Source organism: Streptomyces avermitilis MA-4680 = NBRC 14893 (genome assembly GCF_000009765.2).
Classification (GTDB): Bacteria; Actinomycetota; Actinomycetes; order Streptomycetales; family Streptomycetaceae; genus Streptomyces; species Streptomyces avermitilis.
Genome location: NC_003155.5, coordinates 4,394,227 through 4,415,363 on the forward strand (window position 1 = coordinate 4,394,227; position 21,137 = coordinate 4,415,363).

The window sequence follows — 21,137 nt, forward strand, 5'->3', positions numbered from 1 at the left end:
GACGCCCCGCGCCGGCATGCGCGGGGCTGTGGACAACGTCCGCTCACCTTGTGACGGGTGAGGGACGGCGGCGGGCCCGGTTCCGCAGGCGATGTGCCTCCGGAACCGGGCCCGTCCCCCGTTCCCCCGTCCCCGTCCGCGACCGCGACCGCGGCCAGGGCCACGGCCACAACCGCCGGAGGCTACTCGGTGGCGATCGCGTTCAGGACGTTCATCCGGCCTGCCCGGAACGCCGGGATCAGTGCGGCGAACAGGCCCACGAAGGCCGAGCCGATGAACACCCCGATGATCGTCGGCCAGGGGATCTCCAGGACGTTCAGGCCCTCCAGCGCCAGGAGCTTCTGGGCGGTGGTGCCCCAGCCCATGCCCAGGCCGAGGCCGAGCAGCGCGCCGAACAGCGCGATCACCACCGACTCCAGGCGGATCATGCGGCGCAGCTGGCGCCGGGAGAGGCCGATGGCCCGCATCAGACCGATCTCACGTGTCCGCTCCACCACCGACAGGGCGAGGGTGTTGATCACGCCGAGGACCGCCACGATGATCGCGAGGGCCAGCAGGCCGTAGACCATGTTCAGGAGCTGGCCGACCTGATCCTTCAGTTCCTGCTTGTAGTCGGTCTGGTCGCGGACCTGGTACTGCGGGTAGGGCTCCATGGCCTTCTTCAGCGCCGCGTACGCCTGCTTCTCCTGGCCCTTCTTCGCCTCGCCGAACATGATCTGGTTCGGCGGGATCTTGCCGGCCGGCACGTACTTCTTCATGGTCTCGATGGACATGTAGCGCGCGCCCTGGTCGATCGCGACGTCGTCGTCCGTGATCGCCGCGACCTTCAGCCTGGCCGTGCTGCCACCGGTGAAGGCGACCGAGACGGTGTCGCCGACCTTCACCCCGTGCTTCTTGGCGTAGTCCGAACCCACCGACATCGCGTCCTTGCCGTACGCCGCCGTCAGCTCGCCCGCGGTCGTCTTGCGGTGCAGGTCCTCGGCGTAGGAGGGGTCGGCCGCGGTGATCCCGGAGCCGTCGACCTTGCCGTCCGGCGTGGTCAGCTCGGCTTTCAGATCCTTGTAGCGGGTGACGTGCGCCAGACCCGGGGTGGCCTGCATGGCCTTCTCGGCCTGGGCGACGATCCGCTGGTTGCCCTGGACGATGAAGTCCGCGCCGACGGTCCTGTCGAGTTCGTCGGTCGCCGAGGCGACCATCGAGGAGCCGACCACGGAGAGGCAGGCGACCAGCGCGAGGCCGATCATCAGGGCCGCACCGGTGGCCCCCGTACGCCGCGGGTTGCGCAGGGCGTTGCGCTCGGCCATGCGTCCCACGGAGCCGAAGGCGCGCAGCAGCACCGCGCTGATGACACGGACCACGACGCCCGCGAGCAGCGGGCCGATGATCACGAAGCCGATCAGGGTCAGGACGACGCCCAGGCCGAGCACCAGCGAACCGTCGCTCGCCTTGTCGGCGGTGGCCGCCGCGTAGAGCGCGAAGGTGCCGGCGCCCGTGAGGACCAGACCGATCAGGCCGCGTACGAGACCCGCCTTGCCGTCCGCCGGGGTGCCGGCGTCGCGCAGCGCGGCCATCGGGGAGACCTTGCCCGCGCGTCGGGCGGGGAGGTAGGCGGAGAGGACGGTGACGACGATGCCGAGCAGCAGGCCGGCCACCGGGGTCGTCGCCTTCACCGTCAGATCCCGGGTCGACAGGTCCATGCCCATCGACGACATGACCTTCATCAGGCCGACCGCGATGCCGACGCCCGCGGCGACCCCGAGGAGGGAGCCGACGACGCCGAGCAGCAGCGCCTCGACGAGGACGGACCGGTTGACCTGCCCGCGGGAGGAACCGATCGCCCGCATCAGGCCGATCTCGCGGGTGCGCTGGGCCACCAGCATCGAGAAGGTGTTGATGATCAGGAAGATGCCGACCAGGAACGCGATGCCGGCGAAGCCGAGCATGGCGTACTTGATGACGCCCATGAACCCGTTGATGCCCTTGCGGTTCTCGTCGGCGGTCTCCTTCTGCGTCCGCACCGTGTACGCGCCGGCGCCGAGTGCGTCGGCGACGTTCCGCTTGAGCTGCTCGTCGCCGACGCCGGCCGCGGCCGTGACGTTGATGTGGGTGAACCGGCCGGTGGCGCCGAGCAGTTCACGCTGCGAGGTGGCGGTGTCGAAGTAGACGACGGCGGCACCGGGGTTGGTCACCTTGAAGGTGGCGATGCCGGCGATCTTCGCGCGGAAGTCGCCCGTCACCGCGATGGTGCGCAGTTCGTCGCCGAGCTTCAGGTGGTGCTTGTCGGCGGTGTCGGCGTCGACCATGACCTCGGTCGGACCGCGCGGGGCGTGACCTGAGGTGATCTGCATCGAACGCAGGTCGTTCTTCGTCCAGTTGCCCGCGATCGTCGGGGCGCCGGTGGTGGACCCCATGTTCTTGTTGTCGCTGTTGACGACGGTCACGTTCATCGAACTGACGGCGCCCTCGGCGGACTTGACGCCCTCGGCCTTCCCGGCCCGGGTCAGGGCCGAGGCGGGCATCGACTCGGGCCTGCCGCTCTGCGGGTCCTCGTCGCTCTTGGCCGCCTTCGGTGTGACGGTCACGTCGGAGGAGGTGGCCGCGAACAGCTTGTCGAACGTGGTGTTCATGGTGTCGGTGAACACCAGCGTGCCGCAGACGAAGGCCACCGACAGCAGCACCGCGACGGCCGACAGGGCCATCCGCCCCTTGTGCGCGAAGAAGTTGCGCATCGAGGTCTTCAGCACGGTCATGACGTACGCCCCCGCGCGTCGAAGTCCTTCATGCGGTCGAGAACGGCGTCGGCGGTGGGCTCGTACATCTCGTCGACGATGCGGCCGTCGGCCAGGTACAGCACCCGGTCCGCGTACGAGGCGGCCACCGGGTCGTGGGTGACCATCACGATGGTCTGGCCCAGCTCGGCCACGGAGCGGCGCAGGAAGCCCAGTACCTCCGCTCCCGCACGGGAGTCGAGGTTTCCGGTGGGCTCGTCGCCGAAGATGATCTCGGGGCGGGCCGCGAGGGCCCGCGCCACGGCGACGCGCTGCTGCTGGCCGCCGGACAGCTGGGTGGGCCGGTGCCTGAGGCGCTCGCCGAGCCCGACGGTCTCGACGACCTGGCTCAGCCAGCCCTTGTCCGGCTTACGGCCCGCTATGTCCATGGGCAGCGTGATGTTCTCCAGCGCGTTCAGCGTCGGCAGCAGGTTGAACGCCTGGAAGATGAAGCCGATCCGGTCCCGGCGCAGCCGCGTGAGCTTCTTGTCCTTGAGGCCGGTGATCTCGGTCTCGTCGAGGAAGATCTGACCGCTGGTGACGGTGTCGAGCCCGGCGAGGCAGTGCATCAGGGTGGACTTGCCGGACCCCGAGGGGCCCATGATCGCGGTGAACTGGCCGCGAGCGATGTCCACGTCGACGTGGTCGAGAGCGACGACACGGGTCTCTCCGGACCCGTACGCCTTGACGACCTGCCGAGCTCGCGCGGCAACGGCCGTACGCCCTCCAGTGCCCCCGTGCCTGGGAATGGTCACAGCCGATGTCACGGCAACTCTCCTATGTCGGTCAGCAGATGCGAAGAAGTGCGCGCGGGCCGGTCAGCGGACGACCTGCGGTGTGCTGCGCTACGCCGTTGAGTCTGGCGCCGGGAGGTGGTGTGGCGCGCTGGTGCGCAGCGCAGTCTTTTCCGGGGGTAAACCCCACCCCCGGAGCTGCGGTCCGTACGACCCCCGTACGCCCCGACCGCATAAAGCCAGGCTAAGGACCGGGCCGGTCCTTCTCCTCCTCCGGCGGAACGAACCCTCCCCGGGACCTAGTAAGGAGGTCCCCCTAGGGGCAGTCCACCGTGAGGTGGACCGGTTCTCGGGGTCGACTCCACCCTCCGGCCCATCCAAGCTCCACCCTCCCGTGGCGTGAGGGTCAAGTGAGAGGGTGTGGGCGGCGGATGGATGCAGGGGGAAAGGAATTCGGTGGACGACACCAGACCCGCACTGCGCGAGACGGCTCGACCCCCCGGTACCGACAGGCGCGGGCCCGTCGTCGCCGCCCTCATGCTCTCCATGGCGCTGGCCGCGCTCGACTCGACGATCGTCTCGACCGCCGTACCGCAGATCGTCGGTGACCTCGGCGGCTTCTCGGTCTTCTCCTGGCTGTTCTCCGGCTATCTGCTCGCCGTGACGGTCACGCTCCCCGTCTACGGCAAACTCTCCGACACCTTCGGCCGCAAGCCGGTGCTCGTCGTGGGCGCCGCCCTGTTCCTCGCCGGCTCCCTGCTCTGCGCCACCGCCTGGAACATGGCCGCGCTGATCGCCTTCCGGATCGTGCAGGGCCTGGGTGGCGGCGCGTTGCAGGGCACGGTGCAGACGCTCGCCGCGGACCTGTACCCGCTGAAGGAGCGCCCGAGGATCCAGGCCAGGCTGTCCACGGTGTGGGCGGTGGCGGCGGTCGCCGGACCGGGCATCGGCGGGGTGCTGGCGGCGTACGCGGACTGGCGCTGGATCTTCCTGGTCAACCTGCCGATCGGCGCGGTCGCCCTGTGGCTGATCGTCCGCTACCTGCACGAACCGGAGCGGAAACCGTCCGGTACCCGCCCGCGCGTCGACTGGGCGGGCGCGCTGGCGGTGTTCGCCTGCGGCGGCGTCCTGATCACGGCCCTGGTGCAGGGCGGGGTGGCGTGGCCGTGGCTGTCGACGCCCTCGATCGCCCTGTCCGGTACGGGACTCGCGCTGGCGGCGCTCGTGGTCCTGGTCGAGCGCCGGGCGGCCGAGCCGATCATCCCCGGGTGGGTGTGGCGTCGCCGGACGATCGCCGCGGTCAATCTCGCCCTCGGCGCGCTGGGGCTGCTGATGGTGGCACCGAGCGTGTTCCTGCCCACGTACGCCCAGTCGGTCCTCGGCCTGGCCCCGGTGGCCGCCGGATTCGTGCTCTCCGTATGGACGCTGAGCTGGCCGGTGTCGGCCGCGCTGAGCCAGCACGTCTACCGGCGGATCGGCTTCCGCAACACGGCGCTGCTGGGCATCGGCGCGGCTGCCCTGATCCTGCTGGCGTTCCCCTTCCTTCCGTACCCGGGCGCCGCCTGGCAGCCGGCCCTCCTGATGCTGCTGCTCGGCGCCGCGCTGGGCCTCTTCCAGCTCCCGCTGATCGTCGGCGTCCAGTCGACCGTCGGCTGGGCGGAACGCGGCACGACCACCGCGTCCGTACTGTTCTGCCGCCAGACCGGCCAGACCATCGGCGCGTCGGTCTTCGGCGCGATCGCCAACGGGGTGCTGGCCGCGCGGCTGGGCGGCGCGAGCGACCTCGACTCGGTGACCCGGGCCCTGGACGCCGGCACCGCCCCGGAGTCGACGCGCCGGGCGATCGCGGACGCGGTCCACGCGGTGTATCTGGGGGCGGCGGGTGCGGCGGCGCTGGCGTTCCTGGTGCTGCTGGTGCTGGCACCGCGGCGCTTTCCGGTGCTGAAGACCCAGCCGGCCGAAGACGATACGGCCCGCTGAGGCCCGTCCGGCGGATCAGGCCTGGACGCACACTCGGCCACGCCAGGGGACGGCCCGGCCGCCGGGCCGCACAGCGGGTGCACGGCTCAGCCGCACAGCGGGTGCCGGCTCGGCCGCACAGCGGGTGCACGGCTCGGCCGCACAGCGAGCGCACAGCTCAGGGGTAAACGCGGGTAACACCCGACGTCAGCGAAGTAAGCGCATACCGACCACTCAGTTTGGTGAAAAGCCCGCACGCCCCGACACCTCCGAGTAGCGTGCGTCGCCACCGCCCCCCGCTCCCTGCGGTCCCGCACCGGACCCGAGCCACGCAAGGAGAACCGGGATGTCCTACGACCCGTCCCCGTCGTATCCCGTTCCACCGCACCACACCTACTCCACCCCACCGCACCACGCCCACCTCGATCCTCCGGCCAACTCGTCCCCCTCCTACGCCACTTACCCCTGGCAGCCGCAACCGTCCGAACCCGCCCGGCAGCGGCAGCCGCGCCGAGCGGCCCTCGGCCACCACAGCGACCTGCGGCTCCTGCGCGGCGCCTACCGCTGGCAGCGCCGCGTGGCCACGCTCACCGCGCTCGGCTACTTCATGCTCTTCCTGCTCCTGTCCGCGTTCGCCCCGTCCTTCATGACCCGCACCGTCTCCGGCGGCCTGTCCCTGGGACTGCTGCTCGGACTGCTCCAAGTACCCGTCACCGGTCTGGCGATCGCCCTGTACGAGTACACGGCACAGCACACCGTCGACCCGATCGCCGACCGCATCCGCAAGCAGGCCGACCTGGACGCCCAGCGGGAGGCCGCACGATGAGCACGAGCAGCACACAACACGCCGCACCCGCCTTCACCGGATTCAGCAGTTCCGCGCAGGCGATGTCGCTCGTGGCGTTCACGACCGTCGCCACCATCACGCTCCTGCTGTGCGTGATGACCGGGCCCGACCGCGACGACCTCGAAGAGTTCTACACGGGCTACGGCTCCCTGTCCCCGATGCGCAACGGCCTCGCCATCGCGGGCGACTACATCTCCGCCGCGACCGTCCTCGGCACCGGCGGAGTCATCGCCCTCACCGGCTACGACGGTGTCGTACTCGCCCTCAGCACGGCCCTGTCCCTCATGCTGCTGATGTTCCTGCTGGCCGAACCCCTGCGCAACGCGGGCCAGTTCACCATGGGGGACGCTCTCGCCCGGCGCATGCCCGGACGGGCGGTACGCGTCACCGCGTGCGTCGTCACCATCGCCGCGCTGCTGCCGCTGATGCTCGTCCAACTGGCCGGAACGGGCGACCTGCTGTCGTTCATCCTCGGCTTCTCCAACGACACCCTGAAGACCGGCTGCATCATCGGCCTCGGCGCGCTGATGATCAGCTACGCGGCGATCGGCGGTATGAAAGGCACCGCCCTCATCCAGATCATGAAGATCGTCATGCTGCTCGGTTCCGGCGCCGTCGTCGCCGTGCTCATCCTGCACCGCTTCGACTGGGACCCGGGCGCCCTGTTCTCGGCCGCGGCGGCACACAGCGGCGCGGGACCGGCGTTCCTGCGCTCCGGGCTCGAGTTCGCCGGCGGGCCCAACCCGCGCCTCGACATGATCACTACGGAGCTGACGGTCGTCCTGGGCGGCGGCTGCCTCCCGCACGTCACCATGCGCATGTACACCGCCAACAGCGCACGTCAGGTGCGGCGGTCGATGTCCTGGGCGGTGCCCGCGGTGGCGCTGTTCGTGCTCGTCATCACCGTCGTCGGCTTCGGCGCGACGGCGCTGGTCGGCCGCGAAGCCATCGCCGCCGCCGACCCACAGGGCAACACGGCCTACCTGCTGGGCTCGCGGGCGGCGTTCGGCCCGGACGTGTCGTCGGCGGAGACACTCCTGTTCACCACCGTGACCACCGCGCTCTTCCTCACCCTGCTCGCCTCGGTCGCCGGGATGATCCTCGCCTGCGCCAACTCCCTCGCCCACGACGTGTTCGCCGCGCGGGTGCAGGAGATGTCGCCGCGCCGCGAGATGACCCTGGCCCGCCTGTCGGCGCTGGCGGTGGGCGTACCGACGATCCTGCTGGCCACCCTCGTCCACCACCGCAGTCTGCAGCCGCTGGTCACCCTGTCGTTCTGCATCGGCGCGTCCGCCATCGCGCCGGCCCTGGTCTACGGCCTCTTCTGGCGCCGCTACACCCGAACCGGCCTGCTCTGCACCCTGATCGGCGGCACCCTGTCCGTGGTCCTGCTGCTGCCGGGCACCAACCTGGTCACCGGTTCACCCGCCGCCGCCTTCCCCGACGCCGACTTCAACTGGTTCCCGTTCACGACGACGGGCCTGGCCACCATCCCCCTCGGCTTCCTCCTCGGCTGGCTCGGCACGCTGCTCTCGGGCCGGCAAAAGGCGGAGGCACAGCGCAGGCAGTACGAAGCCGTCGAGGGATGGATCCTGGCGGGGGCGGTGCGCAGGAGCGGATGAGCGCCCAAGAACCTTCGGCGGACGGGCATCACGGGCCCTCGGCGGGTGAGCGCAAGGGCCTCGGGCGGCTGAGCGTCAAAGGCCCTCGGCCCACTCCGCCGGGGCCCGCCCCGTCAGTGCGGTGAGGCTGCTGCGTACGTGGTCCATATGGGCCCGTACGCAGTCCCACTGCTCGCCGTGATCCCGCAGCACCCGCTCCGTCTCACGGGCGACGCGGTCCGCATGGACGCGGGCCTCGGCGAGCAGCACCCGGGCCCGCTCCTCCGCGTCCTGCTGCGCCTGCCGGGCCGACTCCGCCGCCTCCACCAGGGCCCGTTCGGCCTCGGCCAGCGCGGCCTCGGCGCGCACCACCCGCTCCGCGTGGTGCGCGTCGAGCGCCGCCGCCCGCTCGGCCGCCTCCCGCTCCGCCCGCTGCCCGCGCTCCGCGTGCTCCTTCTCCTGCTCGGCGAGCAGCGCCTCCGTGCGCTGCCGCACCTCCCGCAGCGCCGCCAGCGCCTCGCCGCGCCCCTCCTTCACCTCGCGCCGCGCCGAGATCCGCAGGTCGTCCGCCTCGGCCCGGGCCGCGAGCAGCCGCGTACGGATCCGCTCCTCCGCCTCCTCGCACACCTCGTCGGCATACGCCTGCGCGGCCTCCCGCACCCGCCGCCCCTCGGCCTCCGCCTCCTCGACGACGTCCCGGGCCTCCCGCCGCGCGGACTCCCGTACGGCCTCGGCCTCCTCCTGCCCCAGCTCGAAGATCCGCCGCGCCCGCTCGCCGAGCGACTCGTACCCCTGCGGAGCCAGCCCCGCCACCGTCTCGCGCAGCCGCAGCGCCTCCCCCTCCATCTCCCTCGCCAGCACGGTCAGCCGCGCGGCCCGCTCCCAGGCGGCGTCGCGATCCCGCGAGAGGGCCGCGGCATACGCGTCGACCTGCTCGGGACGGTAGCCACGCCGTACGGGCACGAAGCCGTGCGGCGACACCGGTGCGCTGCCCATCGTGCTCATCGTGGAACCCCTCTCCGCCATACACGGAACGCCATACACGGAACGTTCTCAACGGAACGTCATAAAACGGATTGCCGTACACAGAACGCCGTACACAGAACGTCTACACAGAATGCCGTACACGAAATGAAGATTTCGCGCACATCTTGATGGATCGGGCGTAAGTGTTCATAACGCGACACTCCGCCTGCCCGTCACGGTCGGAACGGTTCAGCGTGCGCACGCAAAAGGGTCGGGCCCGGTCATTCGACCGGGCCCGACCCTTGGATTCCCTCAGCTTCGTCCTACAACAACCCGTCCCACATCTGCTCCAGCAGCACCGACCACCAGCTCTCCGGAGAGCCGAGCGCCGCCGGATCGAGGGAGGCGAGCTGCGCCTGGAAGTCGACCGTCCAGCGGCCCGCCTGCTCCTGGTTGAGACCGAACCGCAGGCGCCACATCCGGCCCAGCAGTGCGAGACAGCGCGCGAACTCGGGCAGCCCCGTGTTCACGAACTGCGGCGATACGGGCGCACCGCCCGGCCCCGCCTCCACCGGCACGGCGACGATGTTCGCCGTGCCGTACTGGACGCAGATCGCCTTGCCGAAGTCGCTTCCCATCACGAGGTACGAACCCGCGTCCGGGCCCGGCTGCACCCCGCGCTCCTGCGCCAGCTCCGCCAGGGTCGGCACCGGACGGCCCGGCTGGGCCTGCGCCCAGAAGAACGGGCCCATGTCGACCGGCAGACCGGCCACCACCAGGGTGTGCGCCACGATCGGCGGCACCCCCTGCCGGGACACCGCGGCCTGGTCGAAGTGGAAGACACCGGGACCGAAGGCGGCCGCCAGCTCCTGCGCGATCGCCTCCGGCGGGATCGGCTGCGCCGGCGGCACCGGCGGCAGCGGCGACCGCACCGGACCCGGCCGCGCCGGACCGTCCGCCACCTGATGCAACTCGCCCTGGTGCGCGAGGAGTTCCTGCATGCCCTGCTGACGGCTCGCGTGATCCGTGCCGTACGTGGCGATGCTGGTGATCCGCGCCTGCGGCCAGCTCTCCCGGATCATCCGCGCACAGTACGCACCCGGCAGCTCGCACGACTCCAACTCCGTGTGCAGCTCCAGCACCTGCTGCGGCGGCACGTTCATGGCGCGCAGCTCGTGCAGGATCTGCCACTCCGGGTGCGGGGTGCCCGGCGCCGAACGCCGGATGAGCTGCTGCTCGGAACCGTCCTGGGCGCGGTAGCGCAGCACGGCCTGGTAGCCGGGACCGACGGTCGGCTGACCGGTTGGCGGATAGCCGTACGCCGGGGGCTGCTGACCGGGCATCGGCTGCGGCGGCATCGGCTGACCGGGCATCGGCTGCGGCGCCATGGCCTGTCCCGGCTGGGGCGGCGGCCAGCCCTGCGGCACACCCGGAGGCGTACCGGCAGGCATGCCCGGAGCACCGGGAGCACCCGGCGGGGGCAGACCGGGACCGCCGACCGGGGGACCGGCCAGCATCGTCTCGGCGTGGTGCACACCACCGGGGCCACCGGGGGCTCCAGGAGCACCGGGTGCGCCCGGAGGCATGCCCGGGGCACCGGGGGCACCCGGCGGCGGAAGCGGCGCGCCCGGGCCGCCCACCGAGGGACCGGCGAGCATGGTGGCCGCGTGATGGACGCCACCGGGAGGCGTACCGCCCGGAGTGTTCGGGGCACCGGGCGCGCCGGGAGCACCCGGCTGACCGGGAGCACCGGGCGGGCCCGGAGGGTTCGGGACGCCCGGACGGCCCGGAGCGCCGGGCGGACCGGGGGGCTGGGGCGCGCCGGGGCCGGCACCGGGCCGGCCCGGGTCGGCGAACATCGTGGCCGCGTGATGGACACCCCCGGGCGGCGTACCGCCCGGAGGGTTCGGCGTACCGGGCGCGCTCGGCGGATTCGGGCCCGCGAGGCCCTCGGGCCCGTCCGGACCCAGTTGCGAGACGAGCTGCGTCGGCACGTACCCGCCCGCGGGCGTACCCGGAGCACCGGGCCCGGACGCCGGAGGCATGGCACCGGGCGCACCCGGCGTTCCAGGCGCACCCGGAACCCCCGGCGCGCCCGGCGGACGCGGCGCACCCGCGCGCGCACCCCGAGGCGGCGCCGCCTTGCTGGTCGCGGCGTCGGCGATGTCACCGGCGTTCGGCGCGAGCGGCCGCCCCGGAACGGGCGAACCCGTCGGAGCCTGCGGAGCACCCGGAGCGTGCGGAGCACCGGGAGCCTGCGGGGCACCGGGCGGCGGCGTCCCCGGAACCGCGCCGGGACCTTGCGGATAGCCGTACGAAGGCGCACTCGGGGCCGCGCCGGGACCCTGCGGATAGCCGTACGAAGGCGCACTCGGGGCCGCACCCTCCGGCGCACCGGGACCCTGGGCCGCCGACGGCCCGGAGGGAACCCGCGGAGCACCGGGGCCCGGGGGCGGCGTGACGGGGCCCTGCGGAGCAGCGGGCACCGCGTCGTCGAGGGCCGGCGCCACCGTCGTACGCGGAAGCCCGCTGCCGCCCGACATCAGCGCCGTCTTGGCGTCCGGCGTCGCGGCCGGCGGCGGAGTGTCCTCGTCCCTCAGGTCGCCGAGGCCGCTCAGCGGCGGCGCGAACACGGTCGCGGGCAACGGCACCGAACGGTCCTCGCCCGCCTCCGCGTTGGTGTCGGTCCCGGCCCACGGGGTCGCCCCCGGAGGCGGACCCGGAACGCTGTCCTGCGGCGCCGCGTCCTGTACGTCGTCGTCCGCACCACCGGCCGCGGGCCACGGCGTACCCCCGCCGGGAGCCGCCGACGCGGCGTGCGCCCCCGGCGCGGCCGACGCACCGTGCGCGTCCGCGTTCCCGCGCGCATCCGAAACCCCACCGGACGCCCCACCGGACACCGCGGCGGCCGCCCCACCGGACGTACCACCGACCCCGGAACCCGACGCGCCACCGGCCACACCGCCGGACGCACCGCCCGAGGTACCCCCGGACGCACCGCCCGACGTACCGTTCCGCCGGTCCGGAATCCCCATCCGGTCCGCCGCCTCCTGGAGCCACTCCGGCGGGCTCAACAAGAACGACGTCTGATTCAGATCCACCCGCGCCGGAGGCACCGGCGCCGCTTCCGGCACCACCTCCGGCACCCCGTACTCCTCCTCGTACCGACGGATCACCTCACCCACCGGCAGCCCGGGCCACAGCGTCGCCTCCCCGCTGTCCCGCGCGATGACGAGCCGCTGCGCGCCCCCGTCCGAACGCGGACCGTCGGCGCGGTCCTCGGCCCACACCACGAACCCCAGCTCGAACTCCCGCACCCGCACCTCACGGTGCTGATAGCCGGGCACGTCCCCGTTGATCCATTCCTCGGCGCGCTCCTGCGCCTGCGCGAAGGTCACCATCGGACGCTCACTCCCCCACCGAAGAGACGGGAACGGCACGCGCGAAACCGCCGTCCACCATCAGATTCGCCACCGTCTCCAGCTCCGGCGGATTACCCGCGAGCCGCGACAGGAACTGGTCGAAGTCCTCACCGCACGGCAACAACAGCCGCTGCACCCGCTCCGCCGGCGGCCACGCGTCCTGATCCCGGGCATCGTCATACGCGCAGAACCAGACCGACCCGGCCCCGTCGCCCTTCACCTTCACGGCCACCAGACCGCCCTGCACGAACCCGACCCCCAGGTAATCCTTGGTCAGATGGTCCCGCAGGCACTTGTTCACATACACCAGGTCGTTGACCGCGGCCTCGTCACGCACCGTGAAGAACGGCTGGTCCACCAGCAGACCCAGCTCGGCGTCCAACGCGGCACCCACCGGCGCACAACCACCCGCCGCCTTCAGGAACGACCGGTACGCGCCCGGCAGCCGGTACCCCAGATCCTCTTCCACACCCTGGACCTGCTGCTCCGTCACCGCCACCGACGACTTCGGCAACCCGAAATGCGCCGGCCGCGTCTCCTGCAACGGCCGCGTGCCCCGCTTGTTCTGGTCCACCACGGCCGTCGCCAGACCACCGTGATGCCGCAGCAACGCCTTCACCTCGACCGGCACCAGCTCAACGCGCCGTGTCCCCGGCACGTGATGCCAGGTCCAGCCGTGCGGAGTCGCCACCGCCGGAATCGTGTCCCACAAGTCATGCCCGGACGCGGCCAGCGCCGCGTTCGCCGAGACATAGTCCGTGAGACGCAACTCATCGACACCGAAGCCCTCCGGAGGCTCCGCGATCTCCGCCGCGGCACGCGCGTAGGCCGAGAAGTCGGGATAACCGTGCTCGTCGACCCGCACACCCCTCGGGTGACGGGCAGCCCGGACCGGATCCGGGAATTGCACGACCTGCCCGGCATAGGCCGCGTTCGGCGGCGCGGCTTGCTGCCCGAGCCGACCTGTCGTCATGGCGGTTGCCCCCTGCGGCGTTCTGAATAGCTGTACGGACCTCGGATATCGACAGCCTATGCGGTACGACGACACCGGTCACCGGGCCTCCGCTTCCGTGACCAGCCGTCACCCCGCCGTGACGATACGACGACGCCCGGGCGTGTCGCGACGCCCCAGCTTCCGCACCAGCCACGGCGTTTGGCAGTCTGTGTCCCTCCGGGAGACGCGAGGGAGTCCCCCCGGAAGAATGCCAGGGGAGGGGACCACGACCATGAACGCGACACAAACGGACACATCCGGGGACCCCCGGGTCGGCTGGAGCAGCACCGGGACACCGCACGCACCCACCCTCCTCCACCGCCGCGACGGCATACTCCCCACCGTCGCCGCCGCCCTCTCCGTACGCGGCGCCACCCTCACCGGCACCGCCGCCCGCGGCGACCAGCCCCCACCGCTGCACCCCCTCGTCCAGGACTTCCTCGACACCCTCACCAGCAGCCAGCGCGACCGCTTCAGCGGACGCTGCGCCGAAGTCCTCCTGATCTCCCGCCACATCGCCGCCGTCGACGCCACCCGCACCAAACGCGCCGCCCGCAAACCGATGACCAACGGCGAAGCCCGCAAAGCCCTCAAGCAGGCCAAACTCACCGCGCGCCGCATCCGCGAGGACGGCGACCCGCTGCACGGCAGCTTCGCCACACCCTGCCGCGCCTGCACAGCCCTCAGCGACCACTTCGGCGTACGCATCGTCGACCCCACGGCACAGGGCTGACTCCCCCCACGCAACCCCGTACGCCCGCACCACGGCAACGACGCCCACCCCTGGCACTAGACGAACGAAGGGCAGATGCACGCCGACCGCACCTCCACCACACGCTTCTCCGTCCCCGTGGACGCCGCCCTGCGCACCGCGGGCTGGCAGCCGGGACGCTGGGACATAAAGCAGGCGGAATTCTGGGCCGACACCCTCCGCAGCCACACCTCCCCCGCAGGCCACCGCCACACCGTGTTCCCCGCAGCCGTCGAAGCGTGGGCGGAATTCGGCGGCCTGCACCTCACCGCGCAGGGCCCCGGCCGCCAACTCGCCCCCGCCACGCTCCACCTCGACCCGCTGCACGGCCTCCACCTGGCCCGCACCCTCGGCGACCTCGGCCGCGCCCTCGACACCGAGGTCTGCCCCCTCGGCGAGGAATCCGACAGCCGCGCCCTCGTCGCCATCGACACCGAGGGCCGCGTCTACGCCCTCGACCACACCGGCGACTGGTACCTCGGCCCCGACATCGACCAGGGCCTCACCACCCTCCTGACCGGCATCGAACCCGTACGCCTCACCGCGGGCTGACCCCCGGAAACCGGCCCTCAGGCCGCCTCCGCCCCCGCCGGAATCACCGCCGACACCCGAAAACCACCCGCGTCCGTGGGCCCGGACACAAACACCCCGCCCAGCGCGGAGACCCGCTCCTTCATCCCCACCAGCCCGTTCCCCCCGCTCGGCAGCCGCGCGGACTCCGCGGACCCCGGCTCCGGCGGCGGCCCGTTCTCCACCTGCATCGCGATCTCCGCACTCCGGTGCGCGAGCCGCACCCGCGTCTTGGCCCCCGCCGCATGCTTGTGAACGTTGGTCAACGCCTCCTGCACCACCCGGTACGCCGTCTGCTCCACCTCACGCGCATACGACCGCGCATCCCCCTCCACCGACAGATCGACCGCCATCCCGGCCGCCGCCGACTGCCCCACCAACACGTCGAGGTCGGCAAGACACGGCCCGTCCGAGGGATCCTCCACGGCCCGCGACGCGGCAGCGGCGGCGGCGACCCCGACAGCGACCAGCGGCACCGCCCGCACCCGGGACACCGTCCCGTCACCCGTCCGCAGCACCCCGAGCATCTCCCGCAACTCGGTGAGCGCCTGCCGCCCCATGTCCCCCACCAGCGCCGCGTTCTTCACCGCCTTCTCGGGATCCTTGCGCGCGACAGCCTGCAACGCCGCGGCATGCACCACCATCAGACTCACCCGATGAGCGACGACATCGTGCATCTCCCGCGCGATCCGCGTCCGCTCCTCGTTCCGGGCCCACTCGGCCCGCTCCTCCGCCCGCTCGGCCAACAGCATCAACTCACGCTCAAGACTGTCGGCCCGCTCCCGCAGACTCTCCATGAGCCGCCGCCGCGCCCCGACATACAGCCCGAGCAGCACCGGAGGGGTGGTCATCCCCAGAGCGGTGGTGATGGACAGGAAGGGAACGAACCAGTCACCGATGGTCAGATCGCCGCGCACCACACCCTGATGGGCCCGCACGTACGTCACGATCAGCATCCCGACGAACGACATACCGGCGAGCGAGCCGATGATCCGCCGGGGCAGCTCCGAGGCGGCCAGGGTGTACAGCCCCACGACCCCCATGAGGAAGCCCATCTGGGCCGGCGCGATGGCGATGGAGACGAGCACGACCGCGATCGGCCACTTGCGCCGCAGCACCAGCACCAGGCCGGCGAACAACCCGAACACCATGCCGACAGGGAGCGGCAGCGCGGCATCCCGCGCGAACCTGGCACCCTCGATCACGCATTCGACCGCGGACAGCAGAGCCAGCCCGATATCGAGCACCGCACTCCGCCACCGCGTCCACCACCAGGGCCCGGTCAAGGCCCCGGTTTCCGCTTCCCCCGTCGTGGTCATGCCTCCCAGCCTACGGGCGGCGGGTGCCCCTTTTCCGGCGAGTTTCGCGTACTGGCCTACACCACACCCCGCAATCGAACAGAAGCGAAACCATCCGGTATCGCTCGAACTGCCGAATCGCACGACGTTCGATGCCGGAACCCGGCATTCCGCCCGGACGGTATGCCCATGGCGCACACACAGGGCACAACGGTCCGCGAGAACGCCGGCGACGCCTACCGGGGGTGTCTCGTGATCTACGTTCTCCAGAGCGCCGATCCGTACCGTCGTTCTCCAGAGCGCCGATCTGTACCGTCGCATCGAGGGCGCCTGGTACGGCATAGTGTTGGGTGCCGACTCGACGACCTGACCAAATGTCCGGTTCAGTTGAGTTCTATCCCCCGTGGTGTAATTGGCAGCACTGTGGCTTTTGGTGCCATCTGTCCGGGTTCGAGTCCTGGCGGGGGAGCGATGCTCGGCCCGGGCCCTGACCGTCATGTCAGGGCCCGCTCCCATGTCCCCCCACAAACGCCCCGGTATCCTGCGGATGTCCCCACCCACCAAAGCCGAAGGGCATCCCCGTGAGCGCCATCCGCCCGGCAGCCGTCGTCGTTCTCGCAGCGGGTGAGGGCACCCGTATGAAGTCGGCCACACCCAAGGTCCTCCACGACATCTGCGGCCGCTCCCTCGTCGGTCATGTACTCGCCGCCGCGCGCGAGTTGGAGCCCGAGAACCTGGTCGTCGTCGTGGGACACGCCCGTGAGCAGGTCACCGCGCACCTCGCCGAGATCGACCCGGCCGTGCGTACGGCCGTCCAGGCCGAGCAGAACGGGACCGGGCACGCCGTCCGGATGGGCCTCGAAGAGCTCGGCGGCGTCGTCGACGGGACCGTGGTCGTCGTCTGCGGCGACACCCCCCTGCTCAGCGGGGAGACGCTGCGGCAGCTCGCCGCCACGCACACCGCCGACGGCAACGCCGTCACCGTGCTGACCGCCGAGGTCCCCGACGCCACCGGCTACGGCCGCATCGTGCGCGACGGCGCCTCCGGTGCCGTGACGGCCATCGTCGAGCACAAGGACGCCAGCGAGTCGCAGCGCGCCGTCCGTGAGATCAACTCCGGGGTCTTCGCCTTCGACGGGCGGCTCCTCGCCGACGCGCTCGGCAAGGTGCGTACCGACAACAGCCAGGGCGAGGAGTACCTCACCGACGTCCTCGGGATCCTGCGCGAGGCCGGGCACCGGGTGGGCGCCTCCGTGGCCGCCGACCACCGGGAGATCGCCGGCATCAACAACCGCGTGCAGCTGGCGGAGGCCCGCCGCATCCTCAACGACCGGCTCCTCACCCGGGCCATGCTCGCCGGCGTGACGGTGGTGGACCCGGCGACCACGTGGATCGACGTGACGGTCACCTTCGGGCAGGACGCGATCGTGCACCCGGGGACGCAGCTCCAGGGCACCACGCAGCTGGGTGAGGGTGCCGAGGTCGGCCCCAACTCGCGGCTCAAGGACACCCGGGTCGGCGCGGGCGCGCGGATCGACAACACGGTGGCCGAGAGGGCGGACGTGGGGGCGCAGGCCAGCGTCGGTCCGTTCGCGTATCTGCGTCCCGGTACGCGGCTCGGGGCGAAGGCCAAGGTGGGCACGTACGTCGAGACCAAGAACGCCTCGATCGGCGAGGGCACGAAGGTGCCGCACCTGTCGTACGTGGGTGACGCGACGATCGGCGAGTACTCCAACATCGGTGCCGCGAGCGTGTTCGTGAACTACGACGGTCAGGACAAGCACCACACCACGGTGGGGTCGCACTGCCGCACCGGTTCGGACAACATGTTTGTGGCTCCTGTCACGGTCGGGGACGGCGCGTACACCGCGGCGGGCTCGGTCATCACGAAGGACGTGCCGCCCGGTTCGCTGGCCGTGGCCCGTGGCCAGCAGCGGAATATCGAGGGCTGGGTGGCCCGTAAGCGTCCGGGAAGTGCTGCCGCGAAGGCGGCCGAGGTGGCTTCCCGGAAGCCGGAAGGCGAAGACTGAGCGGAAAGCGGTGCGTCTGGGACGGCGTACCGTGATAAGTGCACACCCGCACCCCCAGCTGGGAAGACCTCTCACGGCGAGCAGCGAGTTCGCGCGGCTGAGATGTCCTCTCGCACCCTGCTGAGACACCTCTGAGGAGACAGTGCTGTGACCGGGATCAAGACGACCGGCGAGAAGAAGATGATGTTCTTCTCCGGCCGCGCCCACCCCGAGCTTGCCGAGGAGGTCGCCCACAAGCTGGGTGTCGGGGTAGTCCCGACGAAGGCCTTCGACTTCGCCAACGGTGAGATCTACGTCCGCTATCAGGAGTCGGCGCGCGGTGCCGACTGCTTCCTGATCCAGAGCCACACGGCTCCGATCAACAAGTGGATCATGGAGCAGTTGATCATGATCGACGCTCTGAAGCGGGCGTCCGCCCGGAGCATCACGGTGATCGTGCCGTTCTACGGTTACGCGCGGCAGGACAAGAAGCACCGTGGGCGTGAACCGATTTCGGCGCGTCTGATCGCCGACCTGATGAAGACGGCGGGCGCGGACCGCATCCTCACCGTCGATCTGCACACGGACCAGATCCAGGGCTTCTTCGACGGTCCGGTCGATCACCTCTTCGCGCTGCCGATCCTGGCGGACTACGTGGGCGCGAAGGTCGACCGCAGCAAGCTGACCGTCGTCTCTCCCGACGCCGGCCGCGTGCGGGTCGCGGACCGCTGGTGCGACCGTCTGGACGCTCCGCTGGCGATCGTCCACAAGCGTCGCGACAAGGACGTGGCCAACCAGGTCACCGTCCACGAGGTGGTCGGTGACGTGAAGGGCCGCGTCTGCGTGCTCGTCGACGACATGATCGACACGGGTGGCACGATCTGTGCCGCCGCGGACGCGCTGTTCGCGCATGGCGCGGAGGACGTCATCGTGACGGCGACGCACGGTGTGCTCTCCGGTCCGGCGGCCGACCGTCTGAAGAACTCCAAGGTCAGTGAGTTCGTCTTCACGGACACCCTGCCGACGCCGGGTGAGCTGGAGCTCGACAAGATCACGGTGTTGTCGATCGCGCCGACGATCGCCAACGCGGTGCGTGAGGTGTTCGAGGACGGTTCGGTGACGAGCCTCTTCGACGAGCAGTAGTCCTCGGTCGGGTAGATCGATTTCAGGTACGGCCTCCCCGCCGCGTAAGCTGTCACAGTTGCTCGGCGAGGGAGGCCGCACTGTTCGGTGCGGCGGTCCGTTATCGACGCGCTCTTCGTAGCAGGCCGATTGTTGTGGCCGGGTGACCACCTTTCCCCCTGTACTACGAGGAGTGATCATGTCCGAGGTCAAGCTCGCCGCTGAGCCCCGCACCGAGTTCGGCAAGGGTGCCGCGCGTCGCATCCGCCGTGAGAGCAAGGTTCCCGCCGTTGTCTACGGTCACGGTGCCGAGCCGGTCCACATCACGCTGCCGGGCCACGAGCTGCTGCTCGCCCTGCGCACCCCGAACGTTCTGCTCTCCCTGGACATCGAGGGCAAGGCGCAGCTGGCGATCCCGAAGGCCGTGCAGCGTGACGCGATCAAGGGCTTCCTCGAGCACGTCGACCTGCTGCTCGTCCGCAGTGGCGAGAAGGTCAACGTCGAGGTCTACGTGCACACCGAGGGCGACCTGGCTCCGGGTGCCTACCTGCTCGAGCACGTGCTGAGCACGCTGACGGTCGAGGCCGAGGCCACGCACATCCCCGAGTCGGTCACGGTTTCCATCGAGGGCCTGGAGGCCGGCGCCTCCATCCTCGCCAAGGACATCCCGCTGCCCTCCGGCACCACCCTGGCCATCGACGAGGACGCGGTCGTTCTCCAGGTCCTGGCCGCTCAGGCGGAGGAGGCCGCCGAGGAGGCCGCCGGTACCGCCGAGGTCGGTTCCGAGGCCTGATCCTCCCGGAACCCCCGGAATCTCTTCTGTCAGCCGCCGCTCCCACCAGGAGCGGCGGCTGGCGCGTATCAAGGACATATGGGAGACACGGACGTGACGAGCGACGCCAATGCGCCCTGGTTGATCGTAGGGCTCGGGAATCCGGGGCCGGAGTACGCGCGGAACCGGCACAACGTGGGGTTCATGGTGGCCGATCTGCTGGCGGAGCGGATCGGGGGGAAGTTCAAGCGGGCCGGTAAGGCGCAGGCGCAGGTGATCGAGGGGCGCATCGGGCCGCCCGGTCCGGCGAACCGGCGGGTGATTCTGGCGAAGCCGATGTCGTACATGAATCTGTCCGGCGGTCCGGTGAACGCGCTGCGGGAGTTCTACAAGGTGCCGGTGGCGAACATCGTGGCGGTCCACGACGAGTTGGACATCGACTACGGCGTCCTGCGGCTCAAGCTCGGCGGCGGCGACAACGGCCACAACGGGCTCAAGTCGATGACGAAGGCGATGGGCCCGGACTACCACCGGGTGCGGTTCGGCATCGGACGCCCTCCGGGCCGTATGCAGGTCGCCGATTTCGTGCTGAAGGACTTCGCGTCGGCGGAGCGCAAGGAGCTCGACTACCTCGTCGACCGCGCGGCGGACGCCGCGGAGTGTCTGGTGATCGAGGGGCTGGAGCGGGCGCAGGGGACGTACAACTCCTGAGGGTGCCTCCGTAGGTAGGAGTACGGGCGCCTTTTGTAGGCGTACAACTGGGGACTTGTCCCCCGTCGGAGTTGACCGGGCGCGTTGTCATGGCCAAGGATCGCCGCCATGCCTGCCGTCTCCTCCACTCAGAGCGCGTACGCGGTGCTGCGGTTCGGGCGGATCGCGGCGATGGGAACGGTCGCCGTGCTGATTCTGATCGCGGGTGTCTGGGGCTCGTGGGGTACCGCTCAGCACGTGATGCTGACGAAGGGGCGCGAGCGGGGCACGATGACGGTGGCGCGGTGCTCGGGGGACCGGTGTACGGGCCCGTACGTGCCCGCGACCGAGGGTTCGAAGGCCCGGGCACGGGTCGTCATCGAGCAGCCCGTGGCGGTGCGGCGGGGCGAGGTGCTGACGGTCGTGGTGAAGCCGGGGTCCGACCAGGTGGTGCGGACCGGTCCGGCCGGGGTTCTCTACGCGTGGGTGCCGCTCGGCGGTGCGTTGCTGCTGGCGTCGGTCGTGGTGGCGGGTGGTCTGCGGATGGCGCGTACGGCGTGGGCGCTGGCGGGTTCGGGGCTGGTGTTGCTGACGGCGGCGTTCGCGGCGCTTCAGTAGTCGCCCCGCGCGGGCC

General features: G+C 71.1%; 16 protein-coding genes and 1 tRNA gene. 11 read left to right on the forward strand and 6 right to left on the reverse strand.

Annotated elements, in window-relative coordinates; all coding sequences use genetic code 11:
* Positions 1-182: 182 nt before the first annotated feature.
* Positions 183-2,750: an ABC transporter permease gene (locus tag SAVERM_RS18340; RefSeq protein ID WP_010984981.1), complete on the reverse strand. Its 2,568-nt coding sequence runs from the start codon at positions 2,748-2,750 to the stop codon at positions 183-185.
* Positions 2,747-3,535, reverse strand: coding sequence for an ABC transporter ATP-binding protein (locus SAVERM_RS18345; protein ID WP_010984982.1), 789 nt, complete (start codon positions 3,533-3,535; stop codon positions 2,747-2,749). The genes SAVERM_RS18340 and SAVERM_RS18345 overlap by 4 nt, the downstream gene beginning before the upstream one ends.
* A 402-nt stretch (positions 3,536-3,937) precedes the next feature.
* Here SAVERM_RS18345 and SAVERM_RS18350 point away from each other — a divergent pair, with 402 nt between their 5' ends.
* The 3 genes from SAVERM_RS18350 (at position 3,938) to SAVERM_RS18360 (ending at position 7,930) form a co-directional block, all read left to right on the forward strand.
* Positions 3,938-5,482: an MFS transporter gene (locus SAVERM_RS18350; RefSeq protein WP_037645190.1), complete on the forward strand. Its 1,545-nt coding sequence runs from the start codon at positions 3,938-3,940 to the stop codon at positions 5,480-5,482.
* A gap of 325 nt (positions 5,483-5,807) precedes the next feature.
* Positions 5,808-6,287: a DUF485 domain-containing protein gene (locus SAVERM_RS18355; protein ID WP_010984984.1), complete on the forward strand. Its 480-nt coding sequence runs from the start codon at positions 5,808-5,810 to the stop codon at positions 6,285-6,287.
* On the forward strand, positions 6,284-7,930 hold the full coding sequence (locus tag SAVERM_RS18360) for a sodium/solute symporter (RefSeq protein ID WP_010984985.1): 1,647 nt from the start codon (positions 6,284-6,286) through the stop codon (positions 7,928-7,930). The genes SAVERM_RS18355 and SAVERM_RS18360 overlap by 4 nt, the downstream gene beginning before the upstream one ends.
* A gap of 75 nt (positions 7,931-8,005) precedes the next feature.
* Here SAVERM_RS18360 and SAVERM_RS43750 read toward each other — a convergent pair whose 3' ends face one another.
* The 3 genes from SAVERM_RS43750 to SAVERM_RS18375 form a co-directional block, all read right to left on the reverse strand.
* On the reverse strand, positions 8,006-8,905 hold the full coding sequence (locus SAVERM_RS43750) for a coiled-coil domain-containing protein (RefSeq protein ID WP_010984986.1): 900 nt from the start codon (positions 8,903-8,905) through the stop codon (positions 8,006-8,008).
* 293 nt (positions 8,906-9,198) lie between these two features.
* The gene (locus SAVERM_RS18370; protein WP_042493232.1) at positions 9,199-12,276 is read right to left on the reverse strand and encodes an SUKH-4 family immunity protein; all 3,078 of its coding nucleotides are present in this window, start codon (positions 12,274-12,276) and stop codon (positions 9,199-9,201) included.
* Between the two features lie 7 nt (positions 12,277-12,283).
* The gene (locus tag SAVERM_RS18375; protein WP_010984988.1) at positions 12,284-13,270 is read right to left on the reverse strand and encodes an SMI1/KNR4 family protein; all 987 of its coding nucleotides are present in this window, start codon (positions 13,268-13,270) and stop codon (positions 12,284-12,286) included.
* 253 nt (positions 13,271-13,523) lie between these two features.
* Between SAVERM_RS18375 and SAVERM_RS18380 the strand changes: the two genes are divergently transcribed.
* Together SAVERM_RS18380 and SAVERM_RS18385 are read left to right on the forward strand one after the other, a co-directional pair.
* Positions 13,524-14,024 (forward strand): YwqJ-related putative deaminase, encoded by a 501-nt coding sequence (locus tag SAVERM_RS18380; RefSeq protein WP_010984989.1) that lies wholly within the window; start codon positions 13,524-13,526, stop codon positions 14,022-14,024.
* A gap of 75 nt (positions 14,025-14,099) precedes the next feature.
* Positions 14,100-14,594 carry an SUKH-3 domain-containing protein gene (locus SAVERM_RS18385; RefSeq protein WP_010984990.1) on the forward strand — a complete coding sequence of 165 codons (495 nt, stop codon included), beginning with the start codon at positions 14,100-14,102 and terminating at the stop codon, positions 14,592-14,594.
* 17 nt (positions 14,595-14,611) lie between these two features.
* On the opposite strand, the gene SAVERM_RS18390 is transcribed toward SAVERM_RS18385, so the two are convergent.
* Positions 14,612-15,931, reverse strand: a complete 1,320-nt coding sequence (locus SAVERM_RS18390) for a sensor histidine kinase (protein WP_010984991.1) — start codon at positions 15,929-15,931, stop codon at positions 14,612-14,614.
* A gap of 376 nt (positions 15,932-16,307) precedes the next feature.
* On the opposite strand from SAVERM_RS18390, the gene SAVERM_RS18395 reads away from it, so the two are divergent.
* The 6 genes from SAVERM_RS18395 to SAVERM_RS18420 all read left to right on the forward strand — a co-directional run bounded on the left by SAVERM_RS18395 (position 16,308) and on the right by SAVERM_RS18420 (position 21,121).
* A tRNA-Gln gene (locus SAVERM_RS18395) sits at positions 16,308-16,379 on the forward strand.
* 112 nt (positions 16,380-16,491) lie between these two features.
* The gene (gene glmU, locus SAVERM_RS18400) at positions 16,492-17,940 is read left to right on the forward strand and encodes a bifunctional UDP-N-acetylglucosamine diphosphorylase/glucosamine-1-phosphate N-acetyltransferase GlmU (protein ID WP_010984992.1); all 1,449 of its coding nucleotides are present in this window, start codon (positions 16,492-16,494) and stop codon (positions 17,938-17,940) included.
* 147 nt (positions 17,941-18,087) lie between these two features.
* Positions 18,088-19,062 (forward strand): ribose-phosphate diphosphokinase, encoded by a 975-nt coding sequence (locus tag SAVERM_RS18405; protein ID WP_010984993.1) that lies wholly within the window; start codon positions 18,088-18,090, stop codon positions 19,060-19,062.
* 178 nt (positions 19,063-19,240) lie between these two features.
* Positions 19,241-19,834, forward strand: a complete 594-nt coding sequence (locus SAVERM_RS18410) for a 50S ribosomal protein L25/general stress protein Ctc (RefSeq protein ID WP_010984994.1) — start codon at positions 19,241-19,243, stop codon at positions 19,832-19,834.
* Positions 19,835-19,912: 78 nt separating this feature from the next.
* Entirely contained in the window at positions 19,913-20,524 is a 612-nt protein-coding gene (gene pth, locus SAVERM_RS18415; RefSeq protein ID WP_010984995.1) for an aminoacyl-tRNA hydrolase, read from the forward strand.
* A gap of 108 nt (positions 20,525-20,632) precedes the next feature.
* Positions 20,633-21,121 carry a hypothetical protein gene (locus SAVERM_RS18420; RefSeq protein WP_037644839.1) on the forward strand — a complete coding sequence of 163 codons (489 nt, stop codon included), beginning with the start codon at positions 20,633-20,635 and terminating at the stop codon, positions 21,119-21,121.
* Positions 21,122-21,137 lie beyond the last annotated feature (16 nt).

Bases quoted from the DNA above. Each gene is read 5' to 3' on its own strand.
- SAVERM_RS18340 (WP_010984981.1), bottom strand. From the start codon at position 2,750: ATGACCGTGCTGAAGACCTCGATGCGCAACTTCTTCGCGCACAAGGGG.
- SAVERM_RS18350 (WP_037645190.1), top strand. From the start codon at position 3,938: ATGCAGGGGGAAAGGAATTCGGTGGACGACACCAGACCCGCACTGCGC.
- SAVERM_RS18355 (WP_010984984.1), top strand. From the start codon at position 5,808: ATGTCCTACGACCCGTCCCCGTCGTATCCCGTTCCACCGCACCACACC.
- SAVERM_RS18360 (WP_010984985.1), top strand. From the start codon at position 6,284: ATGAGCACGAGCAGCACACAACACGCCGCACCCGCCTTCACCGGATTC.
- SAVERM_RS43750 (WP_010984986.1), bottom strand. From the start codon at position 8,905: ATGGGCAGCGCACCGGTGTCGCCGCACGGCTTCGTGCCCGTACGGCGT.
- SAVERM_RS18370 (WP_042493232.1), bottom strand. From the start codon at position 12,276: ATGGTGACCTTCGCGCAGGCGCAGGAGCGCGCCGAGGAATGGATCAAC.
- SAVERM_RS18375 (WP_010984988.1), bottom strand. From the start codon at position 13,270: ATGACGACAGGTCGGCTCGGGCAGCAAGCCGCGCCGCCGAACGCGGCC.
- SAVERM_RS18380 (WP_010984989.1), top strand. From the start codon at position 13,524: ATGAACGCGACACAAACGGACACATCCGGGGACCCCCGGGTCGGCTGG.
- SAVERM_RS18385 (WP_010984990.1), top strand. From the start codon at position 14,100: ATGCACGCCGACCGCACCTCCACCACACGCTTCTCCGTCCCCGTGGAC.
- SAVERM_RS18390 (WP_010984991.1), bottom strand. From the start codon at position 15,931: ATGACCACGACGGGGGAAGCGGAAACCGGGGCCTTGACCGGGCCCTGG.
- SAVERM_RS18410 (WP_010984994.1), top strand. From the start codon at position 19,241: ATGTCCGAGGTCAAGCTCGCCGCTGAGCCCCGCACCGAGTTCGGCAAG.
- pth (WP_010984995.1), top strand. From the start codon at position 19,913: ATGGGAGACACGGACGTGACGAGCGACGCCAATGCGCCCTGGTTGATC.
- SAVERM_RS18420 (WP_037644839.1), top strand. From the start codon at position 20,633: ATGCCTGCCGTCTCCTCCACTCAGAGCGCGTACGCGGTGCTGCGGTTC.